11 protein-coding genes are annotated in these 16357 nt (G+C 60.1%); 7 read left to right on the top strand and 4 right to left on the bottom strand.

What is annotated here, in order from left to right; genetic code table 11:
• Positions 1-29 precede the first annotated feature (29 nt).
• Positions 30-2906, top strand: coding sequence for a DNA polymerase I (gene polA / locus BLU78_RS05985; protein ID WP_010261886.1), 2877 nt, complete (start codon positions 30-32; stop codon positions 2904-2906).
• Positions 2907-2959: 53 nt separating this feature from the next.
• On the opposite strand, the gene BLU78_RS05990 is transcribed toward polA, so the two are convergent.
• A complete protein-coding gene (locus BLU78_RS05990) occupies positions 2960-5611 on the bottom strand; it encodes a peptidase associated domain and porin domain-containing protein (RefSeq protein ID WP_010261888.1) in 2652 nt (883 codons plus the stop codon).
• Positions 5612-5756: 145 nt separating this feature from the next.
• The gene (locus tag BLU78_RS05995; RefSeq protein ID WP_010261890.1) at positions 5757-6287 is read right to left on the bottom strand and encodes a nitroreductase family protein; all 531 of its coding nucleotides are present in this window, start codon (positions 6285-6287) and stop codon (positions 5757-5759) included.
• A gap of 160 nt (positions 6288-6447) precedes the next feature.
• On the opposite strand from BLU78_RS05995, the gene BLU78_RS06000 reads away from it, so the two are divergent.
• From BLU78_RS06000 to folE, 6 genes are read left to right on the top strand one after another with little or no spacing between them, the layout of a single operon-like run.
• On the top strand, positions 6448-7287 hold the full coding sequence (locus tag BLU78_RS06000; RefSeq protein WP_020691997.1) for an HAD family hydrolase: 840 nt from the start codon (positions 6448-6450) through the stop codon (positions 7285-7287).
• Between the two features lies 1 nt (position 7288).
• Positions 7289-7870, top strand: coding sequence for a hypothetical protein (locus BLU78_RS06005; RefSeq protein WP_010261896.1), 582 nt, complete (start codon positions 7289-7291; stop codon positions 7868-7870).
• The gene (locus BLU78_RS06010) at positions 7857-8507 is read left to right on the top strand and encodes an ATP-binding cassette domain-containing protein (RefSeq protein WP_010261899.1); all 651 of its coding nucleotides are present in this window, start codon (positions 7857-7859) and stop codon (positions 8505-8507) included. Before BLU78_RS06005 ends, BLU78_RS06010 begins: the two co-directional genes overlap by 14 nt.
• 25 nt (positions 8508-8532) lie before the next feature.
• The gene (gene rdgB / locus BLU78_RS06015) at positions 8533-9114 is read left to right on the top strand and encodes an RdgB/HAM1 family non-canonical purine NTP pyrophosphatase (protein WP_010261901.1); all 582 of its coding nucleotides are present in this window, start codon (positions 8533-8535) and stop codon (positions 9112-9114) included.
• A 4-nt stretch (positions 9115-9118) separates the two neighbouring features.
• On the top strand, positions 9119-10096 hold the full coding sequence (locus BLU78_RS06020) for a Gfo/Idh/MocA family protein (RefSeq protein WP_010261903.1): 978 nt from the start codon (positions 9119-9121) through the stop codon (positions 10094-10096).
• Between the two features lie 19 nt (positions 10097-10115).
• Positions 10116-10724 carry a GTP cyclohydrolase I FolE gene (folE, locus tag BLU78_RS06025; protein ID WP_010261906.1) on the top strand — a complete coding sequence of 203 codons (609 nt, stop codon included), beginning with the start codon at positions 10116-10118 and terminating at the stop codon, positions 10722-10724.
• 58 nt (positions 10725-10782) lie between these two features.
• Here the strand turns inward: folE and BLU78_RS06030 are convergent, their stop codons facing one another.
• Positions 10783-13101: a PAS domain-containing protein gene (locus BLU78_RS06030; RefSeq protein ID WP_010261910.1), complete on the bottom strand. Its 2319-nt coding sequence runs from the start codon at positions 13099-13101 to the stop codon at positions 10783-10785.
• A gap of 153 nt (positions 13102-13254) precedes the next feature.
• Positions 13255-16092 (bottom strand): helix-turn-helix and ligand-binding sensor domain-containing protein, encoded by a 2838-nt coding sequence (locus BLU78_RS06035; protein WP_143029364.1) that lies wholly within the window; start codon positions 16090-16092, stop codon positions 13255-13257.
• Between the last annotated feature and the right edge of the window lie 265 nt (positions 16093-16357).

The raw sequence follows: 16357 nt of genomic DNA on the forward strand, positions 1-16357 counted from the left end.
CCGAACACAAGTGACGCAACCTATCTAATATGAAAAAACTCTTTCTGGTCGACGCCTATGCGTTGATTTTCAAGTATTACTATGCTTTTCTGGGACGCCCCATGCGCAACCGCGCGGGGATGAATACCTCGGTGGTGTTCGGGTTCGTGAAGTTCCTGCGCGACATCCAGAAACGCGAAAGGCCCGACCTGCTGGGGGTGGCCTTCGACCCCAAGGGCGGCAGTTTCCGCCGCGACATCTTTCCGGAATACAAGGCGAACCGTGCCGAAACGCCCGAGGACATCCTCTTGTCGGTTCCCTATGTCAAACGGGTGCTCGAGGCGATGTGCATTCCGATCCTCGAGGTCGCGGGCTACGAGGCCGACGACGTGATCGGAACCCTCTCGCAAAAGGGCGTCGAGGCGGGTTACGACGTCTACATGGTCACCCCCGACAAGGACTACGGGCAGCTCGTGCGCGACAATTGCCGCATCTACAAGCAGCGGGGCGCTGAGGGGAGCATCGAGATCGTCGGCCGCGAGGCCATCCGCGAGAAGTACGGCATCGACGACCCCCAGCTGGTGCGCGACATCCTCGCGCTGTGGGGCGATGCTTCGGACAATATCCCCGGCGTGCCGGGCATCGGCGAAAAGAGCGCCTGCAAGCTGGTCCAGGAGTGGGGAACGGTCGAGAACATCCTCGACAACGTTTCGAAAATCAAGGGAAAACAGGGCGAGAAGATCGCCGAGTGGGCCGACAACCTGCGTCTGGCCAAGCGTCTGACGACCATATGCCTCGATGTGCCGATCCCCTTCCGCGAGGAGGATCTCACGGTCTGCGAACCCCATATCGACGAATTGCGCGGGGTCTTCGCCGAGCTCGATTTCAAGGCTTTCATGAACGACCTCGCCAACCTCGCGCCGCCCGAGGCGCTTCCCGAAGGCCCCCGGCAGGAGGCGCAGACCCAGCTGGCGGAGATGGCCCGCGCCAAGTCCGCCGCGGCGAAGAAAGCCGCACTGGCGGGTCAGGGCAATCTGTTCGGCGACCCCGTGGTGCAGATGCCCGAGGTTCGGGAGGTTCCCGTCGCCGAACTGCAGGCCGAAGCCGATGCGATGCAGCTGGCGACGGCCCAGAACACGCCCCATGAATATACGCTTGTCGAGAACGCCGAACAACTGCGCGCAGTGATTGCCGAGGTCGGGAAATACGAGGAGTTCTGCTTCGACACGGAGACCACCGGATTCGACATTTTCAACGACCGGATCGTCGGTCTGTCGCTCGCCGTGGAGCCTTTCAAAGCATGGTACGTCCCCTTCAAAGAGGAGAACACGCCCCAATATGCGGAGATCGTGCGGCCGCTGTTCGAGAATGAGAACATCGCCAAGATCGGTCAGAACATCAAATTCGACCTGATGGTGCTGCGCCGGCTGGGCATTGCGATCCGGGGCCGCAAGTACGACACGATGATCCTCCACTACCTGCTCGATCCCGAGTCGCGCCACAATATGAACGCCCTTTCGGAACGCTACCTTAACTACAAGCCCATCGAGATCGAATCGCTGATAGGCAAGGGTTCCAAGCAGCTGACGATGGACTTGGTGAACGTCGAGCGCGTCAAAGAGTACGCCGCCGAGGATGCCGACGTGGCCCTCCGGCTCAAACATGAACTCTACCCGATGGTCGAGAAGATCGGTCTCCAGCACCTCTATTTCGAGGTCGAGGAGCCGATGATCGCCGTGCTGGCCGATATCGAGATGGCGGGCGTAAGGATCGACACCGGGGCGCTGGCCGTCTATGCCGTCGAGCTGAACCGCAAGCTGGGCGAGCTGGAAGCGGCGATCCGCACCGAGGCGGGCGAGGCGAACCTGAACATCAACTCCGCGCGCCAGTTGGGCGAGGTGCTGTTTGCGAAGATGCGCATCGCCGAGAAGCCCAAGATGACCAAGACCAAGCAGTTCTGCACCGACGAGGACTACCTCCAGTCGTTCGCCCGCAAACACCGCATCGTGGATCTGATTCTCGAGTACCGGGGCGTCAAAAAACTGCTTTCGACCTATGTCGAGGCGCTGCCCCAGTTGGTCAACCGCACCACGGGGCGTATTCATACCTCATTCAACCAGGCCGTGACGGCCACCGGGCGCCTTTCGTCGACGAATCCCAACCTGCAGAACATTCCGGTCCGCGACGACATGGGCCGCCGCATCCGCAAGGCGTTCATCCCCTCGGACGACGACCATCTGTTGCTCTCGGCCGATTACAGCCAGGTCGAACTGCGCCTGATGGCCCATCTTTCGGGCGACGAGTCGCTGATTGCGGCCTTCGAGCACGGCGAGGACATCCACACCGCCACCGCCGCCAAACTGTTCAACAAATCGCTGGAGGAGGTGACATCCGAGGAGCGTCGCCGGGCCAAGACGGCCAATTTCGGCATCATCTACGGCATTTCGGCCTTCGGTCTGAGTCAGCGGCTCGAAATTCCCCGCAAGGAGGCCAAAGAGATCATCGACGGCTATTTCGCCTCCTATCCCAAGGTGAAGGAATATATGGACAACGTGGTTGAGAAGGCCAAGGAGGAGGGTTTCGTGTCGACGATCTTCGGCCGCCGCCGCTACCTCAACGACATCTCGTCGCACAACGCCGTGGCGCGCGGACTGGCCGAGCGCAACGCCGTGAACGCCCCGATTCAGGGTTCTGCGGCCGACATCATGAAGATCGCCATGATCAATGTCCACCGGCGTTTCGCCGCCGAGGGCATCCGCTCGCGGGTGATCCTGCAGGTGCATGACGAATTGGTCGTCGACATGCTCCGTTCGGAACAGGAGCGCGTCACGGCCATCGTCACCGAGTGCATGGAATCCGCGGCGCAGCTCAAAGTGCGGCTTATTGCCGACGCCGGCGTCGGCGACAACTGGCTCGAGGCGCATTGACCTCAGCATATTGAAACTGAAAAATCGTCCTCCGAAAGAGGACGATTTTTTTGTCAGAAGGTATAGGAAACTTCGAGGAACCAGTAGCGGCCGAGCAGTGATGTCTGCGAGGTCGAGATGTAATCGTTGACCACCTGTGTCCGGCGGTTCTCGCCCTGATTGAAGATGTCCACGACGCCTGTCAGCATTCCCAGCCGGTTCTTCGCCCCGAATTTACGGCCGATTTCGACGTTGCAGTAGACCGCGTCGCGGGCCGCCTGCTTCGAGACGTCGTTGCGGTAGAGGCTGTAAAAGACGATTGCCTTGGCCTCGTACTTTTCGGCGAAGCGCGAGCGCAGGGAGCCGTTGATCTGGGCGTCGAGGTAACGGCTTTTGCCGTAGGGGCCGCTGGCGAACTCCCCGATTCGCGCCGTGCAGCGGATTTCGGGGGTGACGTGCGAGGAAAAACCCCCGATCAGGTGGAGCATCAGGCCCATATAGTGCTGGTCCGTTGTCCGGGCGACGCCGTTCAGGAAGAACGGAACCTGCGAATAACCGTATTCCAGTTTGCTTCGGATCGTCGTGCGGACCGCCTTGAACTGTTTGCTCATCGACAGCGAAGCGTTCAGGTTGAGGTATCCGCCGGCGTTGTCGAACGTGGAGAGCGTGGCTCCGCGCTGTGCCGTATAGTCGTATTCGGGCAGCGGGGTCTCTTCGGTGAAATAGGTGGTTTTGTCGGCGATGTAATGGAGCGTGTGGCTGCCGTCGAACCGGGCAGCCCAGTTGAAACTCCTTTCGGCGATCTGCTGGTTGTAAACAAGCGAGAAATCGGTCTTCAGGGGTTGTTTCAGATCGGGATTTCCCACTCGAAGCAGCAGGGGGTTGCGCGTATCGATCACTCCGCGCAGCTGTTCGAGCGAAATATCGTCCACCCGCGACTGCGCTCTGAGCGACAGGCTTTTCTGCGGTGTGAAATTGTATGAAAAATCCAGTCTGGGGATTACCGACCAGAAGGTCCGGGGCGTGTACACATCGTGGGGCAGCCGTTCGTCGCGGTTGGCGACGGTCGCGTTGCCGCCGATGCCGGCGTCTAAACGGACTTTCCGGTTCGGCCGGAAGGTGTAATTGAACGTGAGGGTGTTGTGGCTTGCGTTGACCGTGTAATCGTAGGTGTTCAGCAGGTCGAGCGCCCCCAGCGGATCGTTCAGAAAATCGACCGACCGCTGTTTCGACCGCTCGTTCCGGTAGTCGAATTCATAATTCAGTCTGATTGTCGAAACTTTGGAAATATCCTTCGAAAATCCGAATTGTCCCTGCACGTTCCAGACGGACCCGTCGCCGTGGTTGCGCAGGTTGGTGCGGAAACTGGTTGTGCCGAGCGTATCTATTTCCCAGCCGTCCCGGTCGTTGTTCGAATAGTCCGCAGAGGCCGAAGCTGTAATAAATGCGTCGTTGTTGAATCCTTGCGAATACGATACAGAGGCTTCCAACTTTCTCGAATCCCCGTCCGAACGGGTGCGGCGCAACTGCGATACGGTGTTTCCGTCGGTCCGGTCGGTCGAACCGTTCGTCGTGCGGCCCATCTGCGTACCATAGCTTCCCTTGATGCGGGTTTGCAGGATGTGTCTTCCGCGGGCATGCGTAAACATTCCGCCCAGGTCATAGGTATTGTTTTTCGTCAGCGCTTTCGACTGCGACTCTACCCGGCGGATCTCGTAAACCTCGGTCGGAAAGTAGTCTGTCATACTTTGCTGTTCAGTCTCACTTCGGTCAAGATATATGGAAACGTTGATGCCGTATTTCAGCGAGTCGCCCTTCCGGTGGCTGTAACTGCCGTTTATTTCGGTGTACCGGAACGGGGTCGGAGGTGTATATATCGATAATACGTCTATGCCTAACCTCCGGGCGGCATTGCTGCCGTTGTAAGCCATCAGGCTCATGCTGTTTCGGGGTGTGTTCAGACTGACGACGGCCCGCTCGTCATGTCGTGCCGTATGTTTGCCGTTGTAGTCGGTCTGGGTGCTGACGCCTCCGGATGCTGCGAGCATAATATTTTTGATTATCTTGGGCTTGCTCTTCGTGGTGACGTCCATCACCTTGTCTTTCGGGGCCCGGGTGTCGCCGATGCGTTTCGCCACGGGATTGTCCTCGTCGTAGACCTTTACGTCCTTGATGTCCTCGGTCGTCAGGTCCCGGAGCGCGGCCTTCGTGTCGTCGCCGAAGAAAGTTTGTCCGTCGACATAGACGCGTTTGATCTCCGCGCCGTTGGCGAAGATGCTTCCGTCGCGGACCTCGATGCCCGGCAGCTGTTTCAGCAGCTCCCCGAGCCGGTCCCCGGGCAGGGTCTTGAAAGCGGCGGCATCGTAGACGGTCGTATCTCCGCGGATAATCATGGCGATGCGGTCGCCCCGCACCTCCACCGCGGCGATCTGCCGTTCGTCCTCGGCCAGATTCACGTCGATATTGCCGACGAAATCTTTCGCTTCGTACCTTTTCGAAAAGGGTTTGTAACCCATGAAACTCACGGTCAGCTCCACCGGATGCCGGAACCTCCGGAAACATTCGCAGCGAGCGCTTGTGACGGTGAATACCATGTTTTTGACCGTTGCATACGCAAGCGTGTCTTTTCCGGAAACGATCCGGACCGTCGCTCCGACCAGTGGCTCTTTCGTCAGGCTGTCCTGTACGTAGATTACCGTCCGGGCGGTGCTCGGAGGTCTCATCATACCGGCTCCGACAATCACTTCCTGCCCGTTGGCGGGCGGGAGAAGGCTCAGACAGAAGCATAAGGCAAACAGGCTGCGGAGACCGGCTCGGGGCGGAGGGATCATGCGTCGGGTGGCGTAGGCGTATCGGTTTTTCGGAACGGGACTATTTCAGGCGGATAATCCGCGCCTCGTCGTCCGCGGCGGGCAGCGGGGCGGGGGTGAAATCCGAATACCCTGCGGCGATGGCGCAGAGGGGTTCGCAGCCCTCGGGAACGGGCAGGAAGGTCCGCAGGTAATCGGCGGCCGTCTCCCCGTCGGGTGCGTCCTTGCGCCGGGGGCGTCCGTTGACATGCACCCAGCACGACGCCAGCCCCTCGTCGACGCAGGCCAGCTGCACCACCGTCGCCGCAATCGCGGCGTTCTCGCGCCACAGGTCGCTCGACGACGTGTCGCCCAGCACCACGATCGCCAGCGGCGCACCCGTCAGGAATCCCGATCCGTAGTCGCGCATGTCGGCCATGCGGGCCACCAGCGCCGGATCGTTGACCACCATCAGGCGTGTCGAGCGCGTATTGCGGGCCGAAGGGGCCGTGAGGGCTTCGGCGAGGATGCGGTCCACGACCTCGCGGGGAACCGGTCGGTCGGAGAATTTGCGCACCGAGCGGCGTTTTGCGATCAATTCCTTGAATTCCATAATCTTTTGCGTTTTCGTACGTTTATTGCAAAAGTAGTAAAAAAAAACGTATCTTTGGTGTCGGGGTCGTAACGACCCTTTTATTGGTCGGACGGTTTGCCGGACCTTGCGCAATTCGGTTTTGCGGCCCTCCGGGTTAAAAAATAAAACTTTGAAAACGATGGAATTCAGATTCACCATAGCACTCATCTACGATTTCGACGGCACGCTGGCCCCGGGCAACATGCAGGAGTACGATTTCATTCCGGCCGTCGGCAAGAGCAACAAGGAGTTCTGGACCGAGGCCAACACGCTGGCCGAGGAGCAGGACGCCGACATGGTCCTTACGTACATGGCCCGGATGATCCAGGAGGCCAAGTCGAAGGGCCTGTCGCTGCGCCGCGAGGCGTTCCAGGATTCGGGCCGCCGCGTGACGCTCTTCGCGGGGGTCAAAGAGTGGTTTTCGCGCATCAACGCCTACGGCGCCGAGCGGGGCATCCGCATTTTGCACTACATCAACTCCTCGGGGCTGAAGGAGATCATCGAGGGCACGGAGATCGCCCACGAGTTCCGCAAGATCTACGCTTGTTCGTTCCTCTACGACGTGGACGGCATCGCCTACTGGCCCGCCGTGGCGGTTAACTACACCAACAAGACGCAGTTCATTTTCAAAATCAACAAAGGCGTCGAATCGGTCTTCGATTCGAAGATGGTCAACCGCTATATCCCCGAAAACGAACGCCCCGTGCCGTTCAAACACATGATTTATGTGGGCGACGGGACCACCGACATCCCCTGCATGCGGCTGGTGAAAAACTCCGGCGGCCACTCCATCGCGGTCTACAACCCCGACCAGAAGGGCGCCCGCAAGGAGATGGCTTCGCTGATTCACGACAACCGCGTGAGCCATGTCTGCCCGGCCGACTACCGGGCGGATTCGGAGATGGACATACTCGTGAGGACCATCATCGACAAGATCGACCTCGACGACAAACTCGAAAAACTGGAAGTCGTCCGATAACATGCTTTCCGAAAAAGTCTACTCCGGGCGACTGGTGCGCCCGGGCGTGTTCGGCGGATCGCCCGAATGGACCGCCGGCGTGCGTCGGCATCCTGCCGCGGTCGTTGCGGCGGCCGTCGTGCTGGCCGTCTGCGCCTGCATCCCTTATGCCGGATTTCCGGCCCTTTATCTTGCGGCGGCGGCCTGCGGGTCGTTCTATGCCGCGAACGAACCCCTGCAACTCCTGCTGCTGCCCGAAAAGGGCGCCGCGCGGCTGCTCGCCCGCAAGGTCCTCACGGCCTGGCGCAACTATTTTCTGACGACAGCCCCTTTTGCCGCGCTGGCCCTCCTCGCACAACCCCGTTTGGCCTGGATGGCCGCGGCATGGGCCCCGCTGGCGGCGCTGGCGCTGCTCTATTTCGTCGCGGCCAAATACGCCCGCTACGACCCGGCGGACGAATCCCCGCGCTGGCCGCTGGCCGCCCGGCTGGGAGCCGCGGGATTTCTCCTCCCGCCTCTGCTGCCCCTCAGCCTTTGCCTTGTAGTGAGTTACCTGCTCCGGGCCGAACGCAACCTCAACCGCTACCTGTATGATTACGATTGACGCCCTCCGGATTTGCGACGGGGAGCGGACGCTCTTCGACGGCGTGACGATGCACCTCCCGGCGAATGCAGTCCACGGCATTGCGGGCGAAGGACGGAGCGCGCTGTTGCAGGCATTGTACGGACTTATGGTCCCCGACGCGGGGCGCATCACCGCCGGCGGGCATCCCCTGCGGCGGTGTGACGTGGGTTTTGCGGAGGCGGAACCTCGCTTCTGGCCCGGACTGACGGCGCGCGACTGTCTCGACCTCGCGGTCCGTTACAACCCCGGATCGAATCCCGCGGCTATGCTCCGCCGCCTGCCCGTACCGCTCGACGCGGAGGCCGCGGCGCTTCCCGCAGCGGAGCGGAAACGGCTGGCGCTGGTCCTGCTGCTGCTGAATCCCAAACGGGTCCTACTGCTCGACGAGCCCTTTCGCGGACTCGATGTCGAGAGCGCCTTCATGCTCCGCCAACTGATCCTGCAACTCGGCTCGGAGGGCCGCACGGTGCTCGTCGCCGCACGGCTGGCGGAGTTGGACGGCATCTGCGACGATTTCTACGTGCTTGACGGCGGGGTTGTCCGCGGCCGTTACGAACACTATGAGTTTGCCCGGGCGGTCCGGGAAGCGGCCGCTTCGGGGATTGCGGAAAAATAACTATTTTTACGAAAAATTTCACCCTATGAAGATTGTTTTCGCCACGAATAACGCCCACAAGCTCTCCGAAGTGCAGGCTGTGCTGGGCGACGCCTTCACCCTGCTGACGCCCCGCGACTGCGGCGTCACGGAGGACATTCCCGAGGAGCAGGAGACCCTCGAAGGCAACGCCTCGCAGAAATCGCACTACCTCCACGGCCGCACCGGGCTCGACTGCTTCGCCGATGACACCGGGTTGGAGGTCGAGGCGCTGGGCGGCGCCCCGGGCGTGCATTCGGCCCGCTACGCCACCGACGGCCACGATTTTGGGGCCAATAACCGCCTGCTGCTGAAAAACCTCGAAGGCGCGGAGAACCGCCGGGCGCGTTTCCGCACGGTCGTATCGCTGATTCTCGGGGGCGAGGAGCACCTTTTCGAAGGCGTCGTCGAGGGCCGGATCATCGACCGCGAGACGGGGCACGAGGGGTTTGGCTACGACCCGCTGTTCATCCCCGACGGCTATGCGAAGACGTTCGCCGAGATGACCACCGATGAGAAAAATGCCGTTTCGCACCGCGCCCGCGCCGTGCGCAAGCTGGCCGAATTCCTCCGTTCAATCGAAAAATAGCCGTATGAAAAACGTCAACTGGGGAATTCTGGGCTGCGGCGACGTCTGCGAACGCAAGAGCGGCCCGCCGATGTACAAGACCCCGCATTCCGCCCTCGCGGCCGTCATGCGCCGCGACGCCGCCAAGGCCGCCGATTTCGCCCGCCGGCACGGCGTGCCGAGGAGTTATACCGACGCCGACGCGTTGATCGCCGATCCCGGCGTGGACATCGTTTACGTCGCAACCCCGCCCGACAGCCACCGGGAACTCGCCCTGAAGGTGCTGGCCGCCGGAAAACCGGTCTATGTCGAGAAGCCGATGGCGATGAACCATGCGGAGTGCCTCGACATGATCGCCGCGGCGGAACGCTCGGGGCAGAAACTTTTCGTCGCCTACTACCGCCGGGCGCTGCCCTATTTCCTGAAGGTGAAGGAACTTCTCGACAGCGGGGCCGTCGGCGATCCGCTGAGCGTCGAGGTGCGCTATTTCCGTCCGGAAAGCCCCGGGGACCGTGATCCGGCCCGTCTTCCGTGGCGGCTGCGCCGCGAGGTCGGCGGGGAGGGTTATTTTTACGACATGGCGCCCCATACGCTCGACATCCTCGATTTCCTGCTCGGGGAGATCGCCGACGCCCGGGGACACAAGGCCAACCGCGGGGGTTTTTACGACGTGGCGGACACCGTTACGGCGTCGTTCCGGTTCGGTTCGGGACTCCCCGGCACGGGGGCGTGGTGCTTCGTCGCCCCGCCCTCCGCAGCGGAGGATTCGGTGGTCGTCACGGGCCGCAAGGGATCGGTGCGTTTCAGCACGTTCGACTTCACGCCGGTCGAACTGGTGACGGCGCGGGGTGTCGAACGCTTCGAAATCGCATCTCCGGAGCATATTCAGGGTCCGCTGATCGAAACCATCGTCCGGGAGCTGCGCGGCGAGGGCGTGTGCCCCTCCACGGGAATCTCCGCGGCGCGAACTTCGCGGGTGATGGATGAAATAATGAAAGAATAAATCGTTATCTTTGCGCCCTATGGAAATGAAGAATTACGACAAGGAGGAGCGTTTCGATCCTGCGACCATCGAGGCGCTGAAGCTCCACTACGCGGAGATCCTGCGCCTGCTGGGAGAAGACCCCGCGCGCGAAGGGCTGCTGAAAACCCCCGAACGCGTGGCCAAGGCCATGTCGTTCCTGACGAAAGGTTACGACGAAAACCCGCTCGAGATCATCCGCTCGGCGACGTTCCGCGAAGAATACAGGCAGATGGTGCTGGTCAAAGACATCGAGCTTTACTCGCTGTGCGAACATCACATGCTGCCCTTCTACGGCAAGGCCCATGTGGCCTATATCCCCAACGGCTACATCACGGGCCTCTCGAAAGTGGCCCGCGTGGTGGAGTGCTTCGCCCGCCGCCTGCAGGTGCAGGAGCGGCTGACGGTGCAGATCCGCGATTGCATCCAGGAGGCCCTCAACCCGATGGGCGTGGCCGTGGTGATCGAGGCCAGCCACATGTGCATGCAGATGCGCGGCATCGAGAAGCAGCAGTCGGCGACCACGACTTCGGCCTTCACGGGCGTTTTCCTCTCCAGCCAGCGGACCCGCGAGGAGTTTATGACCCTCATCTCGCACCGGTACCGCTAAACCGGGGCGCATACACCTGAAAAACCCGCACACTTTCGGTATGCGGGTTTTTTCATGCCTATTTTCGTTTCAGGTCGACGAGGGCGGCGTTCAGTATCTTGTTGAGCGAATACTGCGACAGGGGTTTGGTCAGGAAATCGTTGCATCCGGCTTCCCGGGCCAATTCCGGTTCGTTGCCGTAGGAGTAGGCCGACATGGCAATTATGGGAACGTCGGGCGACATTTTGCGGATTTGCCGCGTAGCCTCCAGTCCGCCCATCACCGGCATCCGGACATCCATCAGCACGGCGTCGGGATGCATGTTGGCGAACTGCTCCACGGCTTCCGCTCCGGTAACGGCGCGCACCAGTCTGAAACGCTGGCCCAGCACCGCCTCGATCAGCCTGAAATTCATGTCCGAATCCTCCGCGACGAGCAGCGTCCACCGGCCCTGCTGCCCTGCTGCATCCGGCGTGCAGCCGTCTATACCCGGCAAATCCCGCGGTGCGACCGGGATCGAGAAGTGGAAACGGGTGCCTTTTCCCACCTCGGAGTCGACGCCGATCGTGCCGTCCATGCGCTCGACGATCATTTTCGAAATGGCCAGCCCCAGTCCGGTCCCGGCGGCGAAGTCGTTGAGCTTGACGAAACGGTCGAAGACGTCGCGGACCTTCTCTTCGGGGATGCCCACGCCCGTATCCTCGACATAGAACTCCACCCGGTCGTTCTTCAGGTCGAAGCCGAAGCGGATCGAGCCGTGTTCGGTGAATTTCGAAGCGTTGTTCAGCAGGTTGGTGATGACCTGCGCGAGACGGTTCTGGTCGCAGACGATCTGCACGTCGTCGTATTTCTCCTCGAAAACGAGCTCTACGCCAGGCTTCACGCGGGTTTTGTGCACCTCGAACTCCGAGCGGCACAGGTCGTTGAGGTTTATCGGCTTGAACCGGAATTCGAGGGTTCCGGCCTCGATTTTCGAAATGTCGAGGATGTCGTTTATCAGTTGCAGCAGCAGTTCGGAATTGGTGTCGATGATCTCGGCGAACTGCTGTTTCTCCTCCTCGGTCTCGGCCGAGCCGATCAGCTTGGCAAATCCCACGATGGCGTTGAGCGGTGTGCGTATCTCGTGGCTCATGTTGGCCAGGAAAGTCGATTTGAGTTTGTCCGACTCCTCGGCGCGGATGCGTGCCTCGACGATCTCCAGTTCGGCGTTTTTCTCGTCGGTGATGTCCCACGATACGCCGATGATCAGCGGCAGGCGGTTCTCGACCGGGACCAGCGATTTGGAGGTGTTGACGATGCGCGTCTCACCCGCGGTGTTGACATACTCTTCGACGAAGGTCACGCGCTCGCCCGTGCGCAGCAACTCGAGGTCGTCGCGGCGGAAATGCTCGGCATCCTTCGGATTGGGGAAGATCTCCAGGTCGGTGTGCCCCAGCGCCCGTTCGGCCGGAATGCCCGAATGTTCCTCGAACGCGCGGTTCCAGTAGAGGTAGCGGAATTCGTTGCCGGGGTCTTTGACGAAAAGGTAGACCGGAATGTTATTCAGGATGCTGTCGAGGATCGAGTTCATCTCTTTGACCTTGTTCTCGTGCTGGATGCGCAGCGTCACGTCGCGGCCGAAGAACCAGACGATCTCGCGCTCTTTGAAATGGTCGTAGATGATGTAGGCCACCACGTCCCAGGCCACGACATTCCCCTGGTCGTTTTTGAAACGCACCGTGTATTTGTGCGCGCCGTTGTCGCGGCGGATTTTCCGGAGCCGCTCCTCCCACTGGGCTTTCGTGCCCCGGAACGACCAGAAATCGTAGACTTTGTGTGCGGACAACTCGTCCGTGATGCCGTGGTGCACGCGGTACTGTTCGTTGGCATACTCCATCGTGCCGTCCAGGTCGCAGGCGTAAATCTCCTCCTCGACGTTGTTCAGGGCATATTTGACCATCTCCAGCTCGTATTTCGCCGTCTCGGTCTCGGTGATGTCGCGGCAGATGCAGAGCGCATGCTCGCTGTCGAGCGGGAAGATGCGGTTTTCGTAGTTGCGGGTCTCGCCGTCGAGCGTGATGTCGTGGTGCGACGCCGAGCCGTGGCCCGTGGCGAAGACGTTGTCGAGGTTGTTGCGCACATTGCGGCACGCCTCGGGGGAGAGCACCGCCTGAATGTCCTGGCCGATGAAATCGCTGCTCGAGACTCCGACGTGGTTGGAACCCTCGGCGGAGACCAGTTCGACGAGTTTTCCGCGCCGGTCGAGCACGGTCAGCATATCGGGGATCGAGTCGAGAATTTCACGGGCGAACCGCTCCCGGAACCGTGCCGGGGCTTTGGTTTCCGCTCCCTGTTGCCGTTCGAGTTCCTCGATCCGGCGAATCAGCTCCTCGCGGGAGCAATTGTCATATCGGCTCATATTCAATGATATTATGCGCTCAGTAACATACAAAGGTAACATATTGTACGCAGGATAGACCGGCCTGGGGAATAAATTTCCCCGGAAAGGTGAAAATACCGACGGAGTGCGGCCTAGTCTGCGCCATCGGCAGCAAGGGGTTCGGTATATCTGTTACCGGAGGATGGACCCGATATTGTCGTTGGACCCGAGTCCCAACTTCTTGCGCAGCCGGTAGCGGGCCATTTCCACGCTGCGCGGCGAAATGTTCATCAGTTCGGCGGTCTCCTTGGTCGACAGGTTCAGTTTAATGTAGACGCACAGCCGCAGGTCGGTCTGTGAAAGCGACGGGTAATTGGCCCGGAGCCGGTCCAGCAGGCCGTCGTAGATCGTATTGAAATAGTTTTCCGATAACTGCCAATCGCTGTCATCTTTGAGCTGGGTGTTGATCTGGCGGATGATTCGGCCTACGATCGCCTTGATCCGGCCCGGGCCCTCGACCGTCATCAACTCCGAAACCTCGCTTTTCAGTTCGTTGAGCATGTTGTTGCGGCGGATGCTGTTCATCGTGATATTTGCCAGCCGTTTGTCCTTATTGCGCAGGTCGATCTTCAGTTTCTCGCGTTCCAGTTCCGAAATCCGCTTCTCCTTAAGCAGGTTTTCCCGTTCGAGCTGTTCCAGTTCCTTTTTCCGGCGCTCCTTTTCCCGGCGGAGAACCTCCTCCTGGGCCAGGCGGTTTTTGCGGATGTAGTAGCTCCGCACTCCGGCAAGCAGCAGTGCGACGACCAGCACGTAGAGGAGGATCATCGGCCACGAAATATACCATGGCGGACGTACCCAGACCTCGACCTGCCGGATGTCCGACGGGTCGGCGGCGCCCGGGGCGCGCAGTTCGACGAGGTGGCGGCCGTGCGGCAGTGCCGGGACCTGCAGATATTCGTCGATGCGCACGATCTGCCAGTCGGGGGCCAGCGATGCGATGCGGTATTCGATCTGCCGTCCCGGCGGAAGACGGATTGGCCAGATGCGCAGCGTGTTCATCGATGCGGGAATTTCGAACACAGGATCGCCGAGGCGGTGATAGCACGTCTTATTAGGACCCTGTGCCGCCACCATGCCGATTTCGATGGGCAGCATCGGAGCGCTGCCGCCGTAGGAGAATCCGATGCCGTTCCGGAATCCGATGGCCTCGGCGGTGCCGATTGCCCGGAATTCGCTCGAAATCCGTTCTTTGGTGGCCTGCTCGAGAATGCCAGCACAGCGGCTCAGGGAATTGCCTGTCCGTTCGACATAGCCCGTCCCGTCAGCCGCCACATACCAGAAACGATTGTCCTGTTGTACAATGCTTTTCACCCCCCCCCGGCCGCATAGTCCGAGGATCTGTTCGGCGCCGGGAGCGCGTACGAGCGAGTCGGTGACGTAATCGATGCGGTAGGCCTGGTCGTCACAGCACAGGATCAACTCCTGGTCGATACGTGTCGAAAACACGTCTTTGTCCTGTCCGGCCGCCAGATCGTAGTTGCGGGCTTCGATGACGCGACATTTGTCCTCGGAGAGCGTCAGCCGCACGAATCCCACGCCGAGCACCGTGACCCAGATACGGTCTTTCTCGTCGATGCGGATGTTGCGTGTGAACCCGCTGTAATCGGCGATCCGGGATATGGGCTGTAATCCCTCGTCGGTATATCGCAACAGGCTAATGCCCGAATAGGTGCTCATGATGTAGAAGCGCCGGTCGTTCCGGCACCGGCGCAGCGAGTAAACGCCGCTTCCCGTGACGACCGGCGTGAGCTGCAGCCCCTCTGTCAGCCGGAAGAGCCCCAGATCGTGAAGTACATAGATCAGGCCGTCGATTTTGTCCAGTTCCCACACCGAACCCGTGCTGCCCGGGATCAGGCTCAGTGAACCGCCGTTGTCCAGCAGGAAAAGTCCTTTGTTCGAACCCACGAGCATCCGGCCGTCATCGAGTCCGAGCACACCGTGCACCTGCCCTAACCGCGTATCGGTGAAATAATAATCCTTCGTGCTGTTGTCTATGGAGGCTACGCCTGAATCCAGTCCGAGCCAGATGTTGCCGCGCTCGTCCGCCGCGGCGCTCAGGATCGTGGAATTGTCGAGCTGACGGCCATAGGGTATCGAGTGGTCGGCCGAGCCGTCGTTGTTTATCAGAAACAGCCCTTGGCGGGTGGTCCCGACCAGCAGCAGTTCGTTGTTGTAGCGCCGGCAGCACATGATCTTGGCATCCGCCAGCAGGGCGTTGGTCGCGGCATTGAGCGGGGCGACGCGTCCTTCGTTGTCGATGGAGAACATGCCGGCATGCTCCACTGCCGCCAGCAATTCGCCGTTACGGCCCGGAACGAGGTTGATGATGCGGCTCGGGACGTTGCAGACAGCCTCACGGCTCAGGTCGTCACCCAGGCGGCAAAGGGTGGCGCCGTCCTGAAAATAGATGTGTCCGCCGACTTCGTACATATACCGGAAAGCATCCTGCGGCTGCAGTTCCCGGATCGAACCCGACAGCAGATCGTAGATGCAGATTTTTTCGCGGCATTGGAAGTAGACCCGTCCCGAATGGGTTTCGAGTGCGATCCGCCAGAAATCATTGCTCCGGGAGCGGAATTCGGGGTTCCGGTATAACGATGTGTAGGCGAGCCGGCCATAGTCATCACGCACCCAGTATCCGAATTCGTTGACCCCGGCCGTATAGAGCCTGCCTGTTTCGGCGTCGTAGCGCAGGGCTCGGAGTACGGAGTTTCCTTCGGGACGGTAATTGCTCCAGCGGATACCGTCGTAGACGCAAAGCCCGTCGTTGGTTGCGAAAAAGATCCGGCAGCCGTCCCCTCCGTCGGCCGTTATGTCCCACACCTGCGTATGGGCCACGGGCTCTGTGTTCTGTGCAAAGCGTTCCACATGTCGCAGACCGCAGCGGATTGCACCGGCGGTATCTTCTGCCAAAACTGCCAGGACGGCCAGCAACAGCAGACGTAGCGGGGTAAAAGTCGGTCGGACCATCGTTCGGAAGCGTTTTCTTTTTACAAATATATTAAATATATTAAGAAAAATGAATCTGCGTGAAATTACAGGAATGTCGTATGCGCCATGAAACGGGTATTTGGATAATAAACGCATTGATAATAAATATATTGAAGGTGTATTTGTAGGGATTTGGATGACTCGGAGAGTCTGCTGTGTCGTAGTTTTGTAGGGGCTGAAAAATTCGAATTCATTCATTGAAATTTTACTTTTGGGCAAGAACTATTTTTAAAATAATTCGAAT

The sequence above is a fragment of the Alistipes timonensis JC136 genome, from assembly GCF_900107675.1.
Classification (GTDB): domain Bacteria; phylum Bacteroidota; class Bacteroidia; order Bacteroidales; family Rikenellaceae; genus Alistipes; species Alistipes timonensis.